Origin of the sequence: Microbacterium sp. NPDC090007, from assembly GCF_044748345.1 — a bacterium.
Taxonomy (GTDB): Bacteria; Actinomycetota; Actinomycetes; order Actinomycetales; family Microbacteriaceae; genus Microbacterium.
In genome coordinates this window covers 1,626,201-1,641,664 of sequence record NZ_JBIVFV010000001.1, presented here as the reverse complement: position 1 = coordinate 1,641,664, position 15,464 = coordinate 1,626,201, and the positions used below count along the sequence as shown (strand labels likewise).

At 70.4% G+C, this 15,464-nt stretch carries 13 protein-coding genes; 3 read left to right on the top strand and 10 right to left on the bottom strand.

Annotated elements, in window-relative coordinates; genetic code table 11:
• Positions 1–2: 2 nt before the first annotated feature.
• From ACIPVB_RS07660 to argC, 6 genes are read right to left on the bottom strand one after another with little or no spacing between them, the layout of a single operon-like run.
• Positions 3–1,187, bottom strand: a complete 1,185-nt coding sequence (locus tag ACIPVB_RS07660) for a heparan-alpha-glucosaminide N-acetyltransferase domain-containing protein (RefSeq protein WP_400367937.1) — start codon at positions 1,185–1,187, stop codon at positions 3–5.
• Positions 1,166–2,089 carry an ornithine carbamoyltransferase gene (gene argF, locus ACIPVB_RS07655; RefSeq protein ID WP_400367936.1) on the bottom strand — a complete coding sequence of 308 codons (924 nt, stop codon included), beginning with the start codon at positions 2,087–2,089 and terminating at the stop codon, positions 1,166–1,168. Before argF ends, ACIPVB_RS07660 begins: the two co-directional genes overlap by 22 nt.
• Positions 2,086–3,333 (bottom strand): acetylornithine transaminase, encoded by a 1,248-nt coding sequence (locus ACIPVB_RS07650; protein ID WP_400367935.1) that lies wholly within the window; start codon positions 3,331–3,333, stop codon positions 2,086–2,088. The genes argF and ACIPVB_RS07650 overlap by 4 nt, the downstream gene beginning before the upstream one ends.
• Positions 3,330–4,232, bottom strand: a complete 903-nt coding sequence (gene argB / locus ACIPVB_RS07645; protein WP_400367933.1) for an acetylglutamate kinase — start codon at positions 4,230–4,232, stop codon at positions 3,330–3,332. The genes ACIPVB_RS07650 and argB overlap by 4 nt, the downstream gene beginning before the upstream one ends.
• The gene (argJ, locus tag ACIPVB_RS07640; protein WP_400367932.1) at positions 4,229–5,386 is read right to left on the bottom strand and encodes a bifunctional glutamate N-acetyltransferase/amino-acid acetyltransferase ArgJ; all 1,158 of its coding nucleotides are present in this window, start codon (positions 5,384–5,386) and stop codon (positions 4,229–4,231) included. Before argJ ends, argB begins: the two co-directional genes overlap by 4 nt.
• Complete coding sequence (gene argC, locus ACIPVB_RS07635) at positions 5,383–6,432, bottom strand: N-acetyl-gamma-glutamyl-phosphate reductase (RefSeq protein WP_400367931.1); 1,050 nt, start codon at positions 6,430–6,432, stop codon at positions 5,383–5,385. The genes argJ and argC overlap by 4 nt, the downstream gene beginning before the upstream one ends.
• A gap of 538 nt (positions 6,433–6,970) precedes the next feature.
• On the opposite strand from argC, the gene ACIPVB_RS07630 reads away from it, so the two are divergent.
• From ACIPVB_RS07630 to ACIPVB_RS07620, 3 genes are read left to right on the top strand one after another with little or no spacing between them, the layout of a single operon-like run.
• A complete protein-coding gene (locus ACIPVB_RS07630; RefSeq protein ID WP_400367929.1) occupies positions 6,971–8,320 on the top strand; it encodes an LPXTG cell wall anchor domain-containing protein in 1,350 nt (449 codons plus the stop codon).
• Between the two features lies 1 nt (position 8,321).
• Positions 8,322–9,146, top strand: coding sequence for a DUF5819 family protein (locus ACIPVB_RS07625; protein WP_400367928.1), 825 nt, complete (start codon positions 8,322–8,324; stop codon positions 9,144–9,146).
• On the top strand, positions 9,143–10,183 hold the full coding sequence (locus tag ACIPVB_RS07620; RefSeq protein WP_400367927.1) for an HTTM domain-containing protein: 1,041 nt from the start codon (positions 9,143–9,145) through the stop codon (positions 10,181–10,183). The genes ACIPVB_RS07625 and ACIPVB_RS07620 overlap by 4 nt, the downstream gene beginning before the upstream one ends.
• A gap of 102 nt (positions 10,184–10,285) precedes the next feature.
• Here the strand turns inward: ACIPVB_RS07620 and pheT are convergent, their stop codons facing one another.
• Genes pheT through ACIPVB_RS07600 form a run of 4 tightly spaced genes read right to left on the bottom strand, consistent with a single transcriptional unit; the run spans position 10,286 to position 15,437 of the window.
• A complete protein-coding gene (gene pheT, locus ACIPVB_RS07615; RefSeq protein ID WP_400367925.1) occupies positions 10,286–12,796 on the bottom strand; it encodes a phenylalanine--tRNA ligase subunit beta in 2,511 nt (836 codons plus the stop codon).
• The gene (gene pheS / locus ACIPVB_RS07610; protein WP_400367924.1) at positions 12,796–13,836 is read right to left on the bottom strand and encodes a phenylalanine--tRNA ligase subunit alpha; all 1,041 of its coding nucleotides are present in this window, start codon (positions 13,834–13,836) and stop codon (positions 12,796–12,798) included. The genes pheT and pheS overlap by 1 nt, the downstream gene beginning before the upstream one ends.
• 51 nt (positions 13,837–13,887) lie before the next feature.
• Positions 13,888–14,784: an amino acid ABC transporter permease gene (locus tag ACIPVB_RS07605; RefSeq protein ID WP_400367922.1), complete on the bottom strand. Its 897-nt coding sequence runs from the start codon at positions 14,782–14,784 to the stop codon at positions 13,888–13,890.
• On the bottom strand, positions 14,781–15,437 hold the full coding sequence (locus ACIPVB_RS07600) for an amino acid ABC transporter permease (protein WP_400367921.1): 657 nt from the start codon (positions 15,435–15,437) through the stop codon (positions 14,781–14,783). Before ACIPVB_RS07600 ends, ACIPVB_RS07605 begins: the two co-directional genes overlap by 4 nt.
• Positions 15,438–15,464: the final 27 nt, after the last annotated feature.

Genomic DNA, 15,464 nt, shown 5'->3' with positions numbered 1-15,464 from the left:
GCCTAGCGAGGGCCGCCGACGTCGCCGGATGCCGTCGACGCGGCCGAACCGTCCCCGGGCCGGGCCGCGCCACGATGGCGGGGCGCGGCATCCACACCGGCGACGGCGCGCACCACCGTGTCCACGACCGCCTCCAAGGGACCGCGACCGATCGTCAGCGCCCACACGGTGCACCCGACGATCAGACCGAGCGTCAGGGGCGCGAACAGGCCCACCTCGCGGATGCCGGACAGGTCCGACGTGTCGCCCAGCACCGCGAACGCGACCACCGCCCACACCACCAGCTGCAGCACGTAGGCGGTCAACGGCATCGACCCCACGGCCCGCACGGGGATCGCCGGCCATCGCAGAGGAGTGCGGCACAGCAGCAGGCAGAGCCCGATCGCGGCGAGCGCGAACCCGCCCGAGCCGATCACCTCCCACAGCCCCGAGGAGTGATCCTCGGCGGTCAGGACGGCGGCCAGGTAGCGCCGGCCCGCGACGAACGGCGCGGTGGCCAGGGCGAACCCGTACCCCGCGAGCATCAGCGACAGCCCCGCGAGCACGAGGAGCCCCTGCTCCGGCGCGCGACGCAGATCGAGGCGGCCGACGCCCATGCCCGCGAGGAGGAACGCGATCCACACGGTGAAGGGGTAGTTCCACCCGGCCAGGGCGGCCAGATCCTGACCGCTCGACCCGGACCAGATCGGCGCGGCGTCCAGGATCGGTTGGAGCCAGGGCATGACCAGCGCGAGCGCGCCCGCGGTCACGAAGAGCCCGCGCGCGTTCATGCCCAGGAACGGCAGGGCGAGCACGAAGAGCAGCGCGTATGCCGGGAGGATGACGTACACCGGCACGCCCGTGAGCACCAGCAGCACACCGATCACCCACAGCAGCGCTGCGCGCATCGCCAGACGCGCGGCCGCCCGGGGCCGCCGAGCGGGGTCGAGCGGCCGCGTCCCCCCCGTCACCAGCGCGATCGAGACCCCGGCCAGGGTGGCGAAGAGGATCGACGAGCGTCCGTTGACCAGCGTGATCCACGTCGCGGGGTCGGGCGTGAGCACGCGCTCGGTGTCGAGCAGGTGCGCCGCGAGCATGCCGATGACGGCCAGACCTCGCGCCAGGTCCACGCCGACCAGCCGCCCCGGCCCGTCGAAGCGGGTCCAGGAGCGGCCGAGCCGGGCGGTCAGTCCTGACGCAGGAGCCACACCAGCAGCGCCTTCTGCGCGTGGAGGCGGTTCTCGGCCTCGTCCCAGACGACGCTCTGCGGACCGTCGATGACCTCGGCGTCGACCTCGTAGCCGCGGTCGGCGGGGAGGCAGTGGATGAAGATCGCGTCCGAGGCAGCCTGCGTCATCAGCTCGCTCGTGACCTTGAAACCGCCGAGATCGCGGATGCGCGCGATCTTCTCCTCTTCTTTGCCCATCGACACCCACGTGTCGGTCACGATGACGTCGGCTCCGGATGCCGCGGCCCCGGGGTCGGCGATCAGTGTCACCGAGCCACCGGTCTCGGCGGCGATGCGCTCGGCATCCGCGATCACGTCGGGTCGGGGCGCGTAGTCGGCCGGGGCTGCGACCCGCACGTGCATACCGGCGGTGACGCAGGCGAGCACGTAGGAGTGAGCCATGTTGCTGCGCCCGTCGCCGAAGAACGACAGGGTCAGCCCCTTCAGATCGCCCTTGTGTTCGCGGATGGTCAGCAGGTCGGCGAGCAGTTGGCACGGGTGGAAGTCGTCGCTCAGGGCGTTGACGACGGGCACGCGCGTGCCGCGCGCCATCTCTTCGAGTCCCGCCTGGGCGTACGTGCGCCAGACGATCGCGGCCACTTGACGCTCGAGCACGCGGGCGGTGTCGGAGGGAGTCTCCTTGCCGCCGAGCTGGCTGTTCGCGGTCGAGATGATCAGCGGCGAACCGCCCAGGTCGGCGATGCCCACCGCGAACGACACGCGCGTGCGCGTGGAGGATTTGTCGAAGATGACCGCGACGGTCTGCGGCCCCTCGAGCGGCTTCTGCGCCCAGCGGTCCTTCTTCAGCTCGATGGCCAGATCGAGGATCTCGGCCTGCTCGGCCGGACTCAGGTCGTCGTCGCGCAGCAGGTGGCGGGTCACGCGGGGGCTCCTTCGAGGATGAGGGCATCGGAGACGGTGGCGAGGGTGGCGCCGAACAGACGCAGGAACTCTTCGACCTCGGCATCCCCGATCGTCAACGGCGGAGCGATGCGGATGGTGTCGTCGTTGGCGGCGTTGACGATCAGGCCGTGCTCCTGCGCCGCCGCGACGACGGCCTTGGCGACCGGGCTCGTCAGCGCGATGCCCAGCAGCAAGCCCTTGCCGCGGACGTTGCCGACCAGCGGCGAGCCGAGGGCGGCGATCCCGTCGCGCAGCTGAACCTCTCGCGCGGCGGCGTTGTCGACCAGGCCGGCGGATTCGATCTCGGCCAGGACGGCTCCGCCGACGGCGGTGCCGAGGGCGTTGCCCCCGAAGGTGGACCCGTGGGTGCCGGGGAAGAACAGCTCGCTCGCCGCGCCGAAGGTGATGAGCGCACCGATCGGGAAGCCGCCGCCGATGCCCTTGGCGACGGTGATGGCGTCGGGCACGATGCCCGCGTGCTGGAACCCGAACCAGGCCCCCGTGCGGCCCGCGCCCGTCTGGATCTCGTCGACGATCAGCAGGGCGCCGTGGCGCGCGGTGATCTCGCGCGCGGCCGCCAGATACCCCTCGGGCAGTTCGACGACACCCGCCTCACCCTGGATGGGCTCGACCATCAGCGCGGCGACGCGCTCGTCCATCGCCGCCTCGAGGGCGTCGACGGTGGCGTCGATGTGCTCCACGCCCGGCACCATCGGCAGGAAGTCCGCCTGCAGCGCGGGTTTGCCGGTGAGGGCGAGCGCACCCATGGTGCGGCCGTGAAAGCCGCCCTTCAGGGTCAGGATGCGGGTGCGGTCCGTCCCGCGGCCGTGCAGGCGCGCGAGCTTGAGCGCGGCCTCATTGGCCTCGGCCCCCGAGTTGCCGAAGTAGACGCGGCCGGTGTCCCCCGTGCCTGCGAGGCGCTTGAGGCGCGCCGCCATCGCCAGCTGCGGCGGCGTCGCGAAGTAGTTCGAAACGTGTGCCAGGGTCGCGGCCTGCGCCGTGATCGCCTCGACGAACGTGGGGTGCGCGTGGCCGAGGGCGTTCACCGCGATACCGGCGAGGAAGTCGAGGTACTTCTTCTCATCGCCGTCCCAGACGTAGGCGCCCTCTCCGCGCACGAACAGCGCCATGCGGTCACCGAAGCTGCGGACGAGGTCGCGTCCCGCGTCGTCCTGCCATGCCGCGCGCGTCTGCGCGAGCTCCTGGGTCGTGTCCGCGCTCACGCGACCACCTCCGTTCCGATTCCCTTACTGGTGAACAGCTCGACGAGCACCGAGTGGGGCACCCGTCCGTCGATGATGGCCGCCGACGGCACGCCCCCGTCGACCGCGTCGAGGCACGCCTGCATCTTCGGGATCATCCCCGATTCCAGCGACGGCACCATCTGGCGCAGCTCCGTCGAGGTCAGGTGCGACACGAGCGAATCCCGGTTGGGCCAGTCGGCGTACAGGCCGGGCACGTCCGTGAGCACGACGAGCTTCTTGGCCTTGAGCGCCACCGCGAGCGCGGCGGCCGCGGCATCCGCGTTGACGTTCAGCGACGCCCCGGGGTGGTCGAGGTCGGGGGCGATGCTCGACACGATCGGCACGCGTCCGGCGGCCAGGTGGTCCAGCACCGGCTGCGGGTCCACCGTGACGACGTCGCCGACGCGGCCGAGGTCGTGCTCCACACCGTCGACCACCACGCCGCGGCGGCGACCGCCGAACAGGCCCGCGTCCTCCCCGCTCAGTCCGGTGGCCAGCGGACCGTGCGCGTTGACCTTGGCGACCAGCTGCGGGTTGATCTGCCCGGTCAGCACCATACGGACCACGCCGATCGCCTCGGTGGAGGTGACGCGGTACCCGCCGCGGAACTCGCTCGGGATGTCGAGACGGTCGAGCATCGAGGAGATCTGCGGACCACCGCCGTGGACCACGACCGGCTTGACCCCGACGTATCGCAGGTAGGCGATGTCGGCCGCGAACGCATCCTGCAGCTCGTCGCTGACCATGGCGTTGCCGCCGTATTTCACCACCACCACCTGATCGCGGTACTTGCGCACCCAGGGAAGCGACTCGACGAGGGTGACCGCGCGTTCGCTGGCCGCGGCGGGGTCGGTGTCTTGCAGGTCGACGTGAGTCATGAGGAATAGGCGCTGTTCTCGTGGACGTAATCGTGCGTGAGGTCGTTGGTGCGGATCGTCGCGGTGGCGCCGCCGACGCGCAGGTCGATGACGAGGTCCGTCGCGCGGGGCGTGAGGTCGACGTCTTCTCGAGGCCGGTCGGGGCCGCCGGCGGTGCACACGCGCACCCCGTTCATCCAGACGTCGACGTCGTAGGGGTCGAAGGCGGCGTCGGTGGTGCCGATCGCGGCGAGCACCCGGCCCCAGTTGGGGTCGTTGCCGAAGATCGCGGCCTTGAAGAGGTTGTTGCGCGCGACCGAGCGTCCGACCTCGACGGCGTCGTCCTCGCTCGCGGCGTTCGTCACGCGGATCGTGATGTCGTGACTGGCGCCCTCGGCGTCGCCCTGCAGCTGCGCGGCCAGATCGTCGCAGACGCCGGCCAGAGCGGCGGCGAACTCGTCGGCATCCACGCGGATGCCGCTCGCCCCGCTGACGAGCAAGGTCACCTGGTCGTTCGTCGACATGCAGCCGTCGGAGTCCAGGCGGTCGAAACTGGTGCGGGTGGCCGCGCGGAGGGCGGCATCGGCGGTCGCGCTGTCGAGGACCACGTCGGTGGTCAGTACGACGAGCATCGTGGCCAGGCCCGGCGCCAGCATCCCCGCGCCCTTGGCCATCCCCCCGATGCTCCATCCCGCGCCGTGGTGCACCGCGCGTTTGGGGCGGGAGTCCGTCGTCATGATGGCCAGCGAGGCGTCTTCGCCCCCGTCGGCGGAGAGCGACTCGACGGCCTTGTCGACCCCGTCGAGGACTTTCGCGCGGAACACCTCGTCGCCCGTGCCGATCAATCCGGTCGAGCACACCACGACATCGCCCGCGCCGACGCCGAGCAACTCGGCTGCCCGCTCGGCGGTCTGGTGCGTCGTCTGGAATCCGAAGCTCCCGGTGAAGCAGTTCGCGCCTCCGGAGTTCAGCACGATCGCCTCGATGACGCCGTCCCGGACGACCTGCTCCGACCAGAGGATCGGGTTGGCCTTCGCCCGGTTCGAGGTGAACACCGCGGCGCCGACCTTGAGCGGGCCCCGGTTGACCACGACGGCGACATCGCGGGCGCCGGTGGACTTCAGACCGACGGCGACGCCGGCCGCCTCGAAACCTGCGGGGGTGGTCACGCTCACGGAGCGACTCCGTTCACGGGGAGGGCGGTGGTCTCGGCGAGGCCCAGCGCGATGTTCATGGACTGCACGGCGGCACCGGCGGTGCCCTTGACGAGGTTGTCGACGGCCGCGACGACGGTCACCCTGTTCGCCGCGCGGTCCACGGCGAGTCCGAGCGAGGCGACATTGGCCCCGAGCACATCGGCCACGCGGGGGAAGACCCCCTCGGGGAGCACCTCGACGAAGGGTTCGCCGGCGTAAGCCTCGACCCACGCGGCGCGGATCTCGGCATCCGTCGCTCCATCGCGGATCGGGGCGGACGAGGTGGCCAGGATGCCGCGGGCCATCGGCACGAGGACGGGGGTGAAGGAGATGCGGATGCCGTCACCCGGCGCCCCCGCGGCGGCGAGCGCCTGACGGATCTCGGGGATGTGGCGATGGGTGCCGCCGACGGCGTACGGGTTCGCGGTCCCGAGGATCTCGCTGGCCAGGAGGTTGGTCTTGGCCGCCTTGCCCGCGCCACTGGGGCCCACCGCCAGCACTGTGACGATGTCGCCCGGATCGATGACGCCCGCGGCGACGCCGGGGGCGAGCGACAGCGAAACGGTCGACGCGTTGCATCCGGGGGCGGCGATCCGGACGGCGCCGCGCAGGTTCTCGCGCTGCTTGCCCCCGGCGACGGGAAGCTCGGGAACGCCGTACGCCCACGGGTCGGAGTGCGCTCCCCCGTAGAAGACGGCCCAGTCCTCGGACGAGGTGAGGCGGTGGTCGGCTCCGGCGTCGATCACCAGCGCGGTGTCGGCCAGCGCGTCGGTGTACTGCGCGGACTGCCCGTGCGGCAGGGCGAGGAAGACGATGTCGTGCCCCGCCAGCACCTCGGGCGTCGTGGGCTGCAGCTCGAGATGGCCGAGCGAGCGCAGGTGCGGCTGATGGGCGACGAGTCGCTGCCCTGCGCTGGAGTGCGCGGTGACGGTACGGATCTCGACGTCGGGATGGTCGGCGAGCAGGCGGAGGATTTCGCCGCCCGCGTAGCCGGAAGCGCCGGAAACGGCGACCGAGAGGGTCATACATCTACCTTACGAGTCGGGGCTGGTGCTGCACGCAGCGTGGAGCGGGGCGGCGACGCCCGTATGCCCGACCGATGGCGGGTTACGAGGTCGCCGAGAATCGGCGCCCGACCCGACGTCGACGCGCAGCACCGGTGCTCACGAAGAGCTCCTCGGCGCGCACGGTGATCGACGACATGACGCGAGGGTATCGGCCCGGGTCTCGACGAGGCAAATCGCGCGCGGCGCGCATCGACGCTACGGGGGTGAGGGCGTGTCGATCCGAATGTCCCCCATTTGGGGGACACGGATCGCGTATGCTGTGGAGCCTGCCCTCATCGCCGGGCACTTCCGACTGCCCCCCCTTACCGGCGATGAGGGCAGACCTCTGCCCGCTTCCCCGCCGCGACCGAGGTGGAGCGACGTCCGGATCGCGCGCGCGATGCGCGATCTTGGCGTCTCGAGACGGTCACGTCAAGCGGTGCTCCCGGCGCAAGGGAGATCCCTAGTTTCGGCACGGTTGGTGCTTAGGGGGGTCTAGGCAACATGGGGAACAATCGTGCATCGCACACCTTGGAACGGCGCGGGCATCTCGCGCACCACGCAGGCTCGCAAGACATTCATCACGACCACGGCGGTCGTCACGCTCTCGGCGCTGGCCGCCTTCGGCGCTCCGCTCAGCGCGTCCGCGACGGCCGAATCCGTCCAGGACGAGACGTCGACGACCGTCCAGACGCAGACCGGCGAGGGGTCGCACACCGACGGGTCCTCCGACGGACACACGGACGGCTCGACCGACGGGCACACGGACGGCGCAACCGACGGGCACACGGACGGCGCAACCGACGGGCACACGGACGGCGCAACCGACGGCAAGACCGACGGGCACACCGACGGCTCAACCGACGGTAAAGCGGACGGCCACACGGACGGCAAGACCGACGGACACACCGACGGCAAGACGGACGGACACACGGACGGCTCGACCGACGGCAAGACCGACGGACACACCGACGGCAAGACCGACGGGCACACGGACGGCAAGACCGACGGACACACCGACGGCAAGACCGACGGACACACCGACGGCAAGACCGACGGACACACCGACGGCAAGACCGACGGACACACCGACGGCAAGACGGACGGACACACGGACGGCTCGACCGACGGCAAGACCGACGGACACACCGACGGCAACACCGACGGCAAGACCGACGGCAACACCGACGGACACACCGACGGCAAGACCGACGGACACACCGACGGCAAGACGGACGGACACACGGACGGACACACCGACGGACACACCGACGGCAAGACCGACGGACACACCGACGGCAACACCGACGGCAAGACCGACGGCAAGACCGACGGACACACCGACGGCAACACCGACGGCAAGACCGACGGACACACCGACGGCAAGACCGACGGACACACCGACGGCAACACCGACGGCCACACCGACGGCAAGACCGACGGCCACACCGACGGCAAGACCGACGGCAAGACCGACGGCAACACCGACGGCAAGACCGACGGCAACACCGACGGCAAGACCGACGGACACACCGACGGCAACACCGACGGCAAGACCGACGGACACACCGACGGCAACACCGACGGCCACACCGACGGCTCGACCGACGGCGAGACCGACGGACGCACGGACACCCCCGAAGCCCCGATGGTCGCTGAGCGAATCGGTAGCGCGGCCGCGTACACCGCCCCGGCTGCGCCGGCCGCGGGCTCGCGGCTGGCCGTGACCGGTACCGACGGCACCGCGACCTCGAGCGCGTCGATCCTCGCGGGCGCACTGCTCGCCGGAGGCTTCGCGCTGCTGGCGCTGCGTCGCCGCCGGTCGGTTCGCCCCTCGACGTCCGACGCCGGATCGCTGAGCGACTGACGTGACCACGACGCAGAAGGGGGCCGGTCGTGCGACGCGACCGGCCCCCGGCCCCCGCTCCGCTGCGGCGGGGCGGGGGTCCCTCGCGACGACGCTCGCGACTGCGGGAGCGCTTGCGGTGATCGGCGGATACGTCTTCGTCAGTGCCGCCTTCACCGCGCCGCCATCCGCCGCGCGCGCCGCGGTGAGCGAGGGGTTCGCCCCCTATTTCTCGCAGAGCTGGGATGTCTTCGCGCCGAACATCCTGCGCGTGAACAGCGCGTTGCAGATCCAGGCGCAGTGGCGCGATGACGAGGGCGAGCTCGTCAAGAGCGAATGGGTCGACGTCACCGATCGCGAGATGGCCGCGGTCCGCGGCATCCCCGTCCCCTCCCGCATCTCCAAGAGCAGCATCAATGCCCTCGGCGCGTACCTGGACCGGTACGACGACCTGTCCGACGCGCAGCAGGAGCGGGTGCGCGACACGTTCATCGAGCGGTCCGGCGACGTCTTCGCCGCGATATCGGATGCCGCGCTCCGCGACGAGGTCGACGCGCTGGGCGCCGGCGAAGACAGCAGCGTCCCGTTCATCCGCTACGACTACATGCTCACCCGCTTCACCACGGTGTACGCCTCGGCGTTCTTCGGCCACGACATCGAACGCGTGCGATGGCGCGCCCAGTTCGACGAACCGAACGACTTCGATCACCGCTTCGACGACGAGCGGCAGTTCGCCCCGGACACCCTGACCTTCGGCTGGCGTCAGGCCGAGCAACCCGACGGCGACTCCGTTCGAGACGTCTTCGCCGATGTGCAGGCACGCTACGCGAGCGGGGACCGCCCGTGATCGACGCGACCGGTCGGCTCGCGGCCTCTACCCGGCGTCTGCGCCCGTCCGCACTGTGGAGTGGCCTGCAGGACTGGCTGACCACGCGCCCCCACGCGACCGTCGGCTTCTCGGTGCTCCGCATCATCTTCGCGATCGCAATGCTCCTCGTTCTGCTCCCCAGCTTCGCCGACCGCCACTTCCTCTGGGGCGCGGGCTCGTGGTGGGTCGAGCCCGAGGCGCGTCGCCGTGGCTGGTGGGAACCCTTCCGGATGCTGTTCTCGAAGAGCGACCCGATCCTGTTCGACATCTCTTACGCGGTGTTGATCGCCCTGGTCGTGCTGTTTCTCCTCGGGTGGCGCACGCGATGGGTCGCCCCGGTCCTGCTGCTGTTCTGGGTCGGGCTGTCGACCAACTCGACCCTGCTCACCAACGGTGGCGACACCCTGATGCGTATCGTGCTGCTCTTCGCGCTCTTCGCCGACCTGAGCCGGCATCTCTCGGTCGACGCGTGGTTGCGACGGCGACGAGGCGAACCACGGCGTCGGCTCGCACCGTGGCTCTCGGCGTTGCTGCACAACACCGCCCTGATCCTGTGCTGCTACCAGATCCTCCTGGTCTACCTCGTGTCGTCCCTGCTGAAGCTGCAGGGACAGGAGTGGCTCTCGGGCACTGCGCTGTACTACGCGCTGTCGATCACCGAGTTCCAGGTGCTGCCGGGGCTCAGCGCGGCGGCCCGGCAGATCACTCCCCTGGTGATGCTCGGCACCTGGTTCGCCCTGGCCGTGCAACTGGCCTTCCCCCTCGCGCTGCTGTGGAAACCCACCCGCTATGTCGCCGTGATCGGTCTCGCGCTCACCCACTTCGGCATCGGACTGCTTCTGGGCCTTTGGCCGTTCTCCCTCGCCATGATCGCCCTGGATCTGCTGTTGATCCGGGACGCGTCCTGGGCACGCGTCGCCACGACCGTGCGCGCGCTCGTGCGCCGAGCCCGCGGCGCCTTGCCGAACGCCGGCGCCGTGGCGACCGTCGAGGGCGCGAAGAGGCGAGCGGCCTGATCCGACCGGCAGCGGCCCCGGTCCGCCGCGTCGGCGATCACGCGCCGGACGACGAGAGCGCCGCGCGGCTGGACAGCTGCGCGGCGCTCTTCGACAGAGCCCTCAATCGCGGATCGCGGCCCCGAACCGCTCGGCGGCCACGGCGACTCCGGCGAGTTTGGCGTCCGTCGCCTCCGCCGCGGTCAGCGTCCGGTCGGGCGCGCGGAACCGCAGCGCGAACGTGAGGCTCTTCGTGCCCTCGGCGAGTCCCTGCCCGCGGTAATCGTCGACCAGTCGCGCTCCCTCGAGCAGCGGCGCCCCGCCTTCGACGAGCGCACGGCGCACTTCGCCCGCGGCGACCTCGACCGGCACGGTCAGCGAGACGTCCTGCGTCGCGGCGGGGAACCCCGAGAGGGATGCCGCGACCACACGCGACTGCGCGAGTTCCAGCATCGCGTCGAGATCGAGCTCGGCCACGAGCACGCGACCGGGCACGTCGGCCGCCGCCGAGACGGCCGGCAGGAGCTCACCGACGTAGCCGATGTCCTGACCCGAAGCGAGCACGCGCGCCGTGCGACCCGGGTGCAAGGCGGCGCGCTGGGCCTGGACGAGCTCGATGTCGAGACCCGCGGCGGAGGTCAGCACGCGCACGGCGTCCACGGCATCCGCGAGATCAGCGGCGATGGCCGCCTGCCCGGGTTGCTTGGCGACGGAATGTCCGACCAGCAGAAGAGCCACGTGACGACGCTGGGGCGGGATCGACGCGTCGAGGGCGGCCAACGTCGCGGCGTCGGGGCGCACGGCGAGCGGCGGCACCGACGACGTGCCGTACTGCACGCCCGGCTTGGGGAGGAAGACCGTTCCCGTCTCGAACAACGCCAGGTCGACGATGCCGCGCGAGACGTTGCGGTGCGCCACCTGCAGCAGCGCCGGGACGAGCGAGCGCCGCAGGTACGGAGACAGGCCGTCGAGTGGGTTGGCGAGCTTGACGCTCGGCAGCTTCTCGCCCGACGGCGACCCGTGCAGGGTGTTCTGCTCGTCGGTGGCGAAGGGGAACGACGGCGTCTCGACGAAGCCCGCGGCAGCGAGCGCGTTGCCGACCCGGCGACGACCCTGCTGTGCCGAGGTGAGGCCGCGACCCGAAGGCGGGGTGGGAAGCACCGAGGGGATGCGGTCGTAGCCCTCGATACGGGCCACCTCTTCGGCGAGCGTCCATTTGTCGGTGAGATCGTGGCGCCACGACGGAGCGGTGACCGACCACCCGCCGTCGCGCGACTCCACGGAGCAGCCGATCAGCTGCAGCGCCGAGACGATCTCGTCGTCGGTGTAGTCCACACCGATCAGACCCGGGACGAAGCCTGCGGGCAGGCTGATGGGCTCGCGGTGATGCTCCGCCGAGAGCGAGCCGCCGAGCTCGGTGTCGAGCGTGCCCCCGGCCAGCTCCACCATGAGCGAGGCGACACGCTCCGCGGCCACGTAGGGCACGAGCGGGTCGACACCGCGCTCGAAGCGGCGCGACGCCTCGGAGGGCAGCTTGTGCCGCCGCGCGGTGCGGGCGATCGAGACCTGGTCGAAGGTCGCCGCCTCGATCAGCACGTTGCGGGTGGCCCCGCTCATCTCGGTCGGACCGCCGCCCATGACGCCGGCGAGACCGATGGGTCCCGACTCGTCGGTGATCAGCAGGTCTTCGGCGTTGAGGGTGCGCACCTGCCCGTCGAGGGTCTCGAGCTTCTCGCCCTGATCGGCGCGGCGCACCGTGATGCCGCCCTGCAGCCGGTCGAGGTCGTAACCGTGGATCGGCTGACCTAGTTCGAGCATGACGTAGTTGGTGATGTCGATCAGCACGCCGAGCGAACGGATGCCGGCGAGCGACAGGCGCGTGATCATCCACGGCGGGGTCGGGCGCGAGGGATCGACGTCGCGCACGATGCGTGCGACGAACTCGCTCGCTCCCGCCCGCCCGCGGATGGGGGCCCGGTCATCGACGGTGATCGAGAAGCCCGAGGGCGTGCGCGAGACAGCCTCGTCATGCCCCGTCCCCGGGTCGCGGAAGGCCGCACCGGTCGCGTGCGAGTACTCGCGCGCCACGCCGCGCAGCGACAGGGCGTAGCCGCGGTCGGGGGTGACGTTGATCTCGACGGCGAGGTCATCGAGCCCCAACAGGGCGATGGCGTCGGTGCCCACGGGAGCGTCGATGCCCAGTTCGACCAGACGGAGGATGCCCGAATGCTCGCTGCCGAGTCCGAGTTCTTTGGCCGAGGCGATCATGCCGTCGGACACGTGGCCATAGGTCTTGCGGGCGGCGATCGGGAACGGTCCGGGGAGCACCGCGCCGGGCAGGGTCACCACGACCTTGTCGCCGGCGAAGAAGTTGCCGGCACCGCACACGATGCCGCGGACTCCGCCGTGCTCGGAACCCACGTCGACCTGACACCACCGGATGGTCTTGCCGTTCGACTGCGGCTCGGGCGTGAACTCCACGACCTGCCCGACCACGATGGGGCCGGTCAGCTCGAAACGGTGCACGTCTTCTTCTTCGAAGCCGACGGACACGAGAGCGGCGAGGACGTCGTCGGGGGTGGCCTCGGCGGGTACGTCGACGTACTCGCGCAACCAGGAGAGCGGGACGCGCATCAGACCACCATTCCGAACTGTTCGCTGAAGCGGACATCGCCCTCGGCCATGTCGCGCATGTCCTGCACGTCGCTGCGGAACATGAGCGTGCGCTCGATGCCCATGCCGAAGGCGAAGCCCGAGTACTCCTCGGGGTCGATGCCCGCGGCACGCAGGACGTTCGGGTTCACCATCCCGCACCCGCCCCACTCGATCCATCGCGCCCCGCCTTTGAAGGTGGGATGCCACAGGTCGAGCTCGGCGCTCGGCTCGGTGAACGGGAAGAAGTTGGCGCGGAACCGCGTCTTGGCCTCGGGCCCGAAGAGCACGCGCGCGGCGTGGTCGAGGGTGCCCTTGAGGTGGGCCATGGTGATGCCCTTGTCGATGACGAGTCCTTCGAACTGCGTGAACACGGGCAGGTGCGTGGCGTCGAACTCATCGGTGCGGTAAACCCGTCCCGGGCACAGCACGTAGATCGGCAGGTCGCGCTCGAGCATGGACCGCACCTGCACGGGGCTGGTGTGCGTGCGCAGCACGAGGTGGCGCGCGACGGGGTCGACGAAGAAGGTGTCCTGCATCTGCCGCGCCGGGTGGTCGACATCGAAGTTCAGCGCGTCGAAGTTGAACCACTCGTGCTCGAGCTCGGGCCCCTCGGCGATCTCCCACCCCATGCCGACGAAGATGTCGGAGACCTGCTCCTGCAAGAGGGAGATCGGATGCCGCGCACCGACCCGCGCGCGCTGCGGCAACGCCGTGACGTCGACGCGCTCGGCCTCGAGCTGCGCCGCCGTCTCGGCCTCGGCCAGCTCCGCCTCCCGGGCGGCGAGCGCCTGGTTGACCTGACCGCGGGCCTGACCGACGAGTTTGCCGAGGGCGGCCTTCTGGTCGGGGGCGACGTGGCGCATCTGGGCGTTCAGGCGTGCGAGGGAGGACTGCTCCCCCGTGTGCGCGGAACGGGCGGACTTCAGCTCGGACGTGGTCGCGGCGGCGGCGATGGCGGCAAGGGCCTCATCGACCGCCGAGGCGACGGCCTCGGGGGTGATCTCGGGTGCGTCGGACACGATAAGAGAGTCTACCGACGGGCGGGGACACTCCCCCGCCCGTCGGCGTGGTCAGATCCCCGAACCGCCGCGCTGGGCGACGATGAGCGAGGTGTCGGTCCCGCCCTGCGCAAGCGGCTGCACGGGAGCGGCGACGTCGCCGCGGGGCGAACGGCGCAGCCGCTTCTCGACCATGTTCGCCACGAACGACAGCAGCAGGCACAACGCGATGTAGATCGCCCCGACCACGATGGTCGCCGGGATGATCGGCGAACCGACGCTCGGCTGCGCGCCGATGTACTTCGCATAGAACAGCAGCTCGGGGTAGGTGATGATGAAGCCGAGGGCGGTGTCCTTCAGCGTCACGACGAGCTGGGCGATGATCACGGGCATCATGGCGCGGATCGCCTGCGGCAGCAGCACGAGGCGCATGACCCCGGCCTTGCGCAGGCCCACGGCATAGCCCGCCTCGCTCTGTCCGCGCGGGAGCGATTCGACGCCGGCGCGGATCACCTCTGCGAGGACCGATCCGTTGTAGCAGATCAGGGCGATGACCACGGCCCAGTAGGGCTCCATGCGGATGCCGATCACGGGGAAGCCGTAGTACAGCAGGAACATGAACACCAGCACGGGGATCGCGCGGAAGACCTCGATCACGGCGGTGAACGGCCAGCGCACCCACGCGTGGTCGGACAATCGACCGATCGCGAGGAGGAAGCCGAGCGCCAATGCACCGACGGCGGCGACGACGAAGGCGGCGATCGTGCGCAGAGTCGCCTCGCCGATCTGCACCCACACGTTCGTGTAGGTGAAAGCCGACCACTTCTGCGCGGTGAACTGGCCGGTGGCGACCAGTCGCCATACGAAGAAGCCGACGATCCCGAGCACCACGAGGATCGTGACGACACCGAGGATGCGGTTTCGGGCGATCGCGCGGGGTCCGGGGACGTCGTACAGGACGCTGCTCATCGGGCGACCCTCCATCGATTCTCGAGCGTTCGCTGAAGCCACGACAGCAGGAGCACCAGCGCGACGAAGATGACCATCACCCACAGGATGACGAGGAACGCGTTCTCACCGCGCTCGCTCAGGTAGTTGCGGACCGAACCGAGGTTCACGATCGAGAAACCCGCCGCGACCGTCGTGTTCTTCAGCAGCGCGATGAAGACGCTCATCATCGGCGGGATGACGGATCGGAACGCCTGCGGCAGGACGACGAGCGTCATCACCTGCCCGAATCCGAGGCCGAGCGCGCGCGCCGCCTCCGCCTGACCGACCGGGACGGTGTTGACACCCGAGCGGATCGCCTCGGCGACGTAGGTGGCCGTGTAGATGCCGAGGGCGCAGATGCCCAGGGTCAGCGAGACCTCTCCGGTCAGCCGGAGACCCAGCAGCGGGGGCAGAGCGAACACGAAGGCGAAGAACACCAGGGTGAGGGGGGTGTTACGGATCGCGCTGACGTAGAACGTACCGACGCCGCGCGCGATCGGGATGGGCGAGACGCGCATCGCGCCGACGATGATGCCGAGCACGAGCGCGAGCGCGCCGCCCGCGAAGAACAGCACGAGCGTGCCGACGAGCGCTTCGCTCCAGATGTCGAGGTTGTCGGTGATGACACCCATGCGTGGTCCTTTATCTCAAGAAGACGG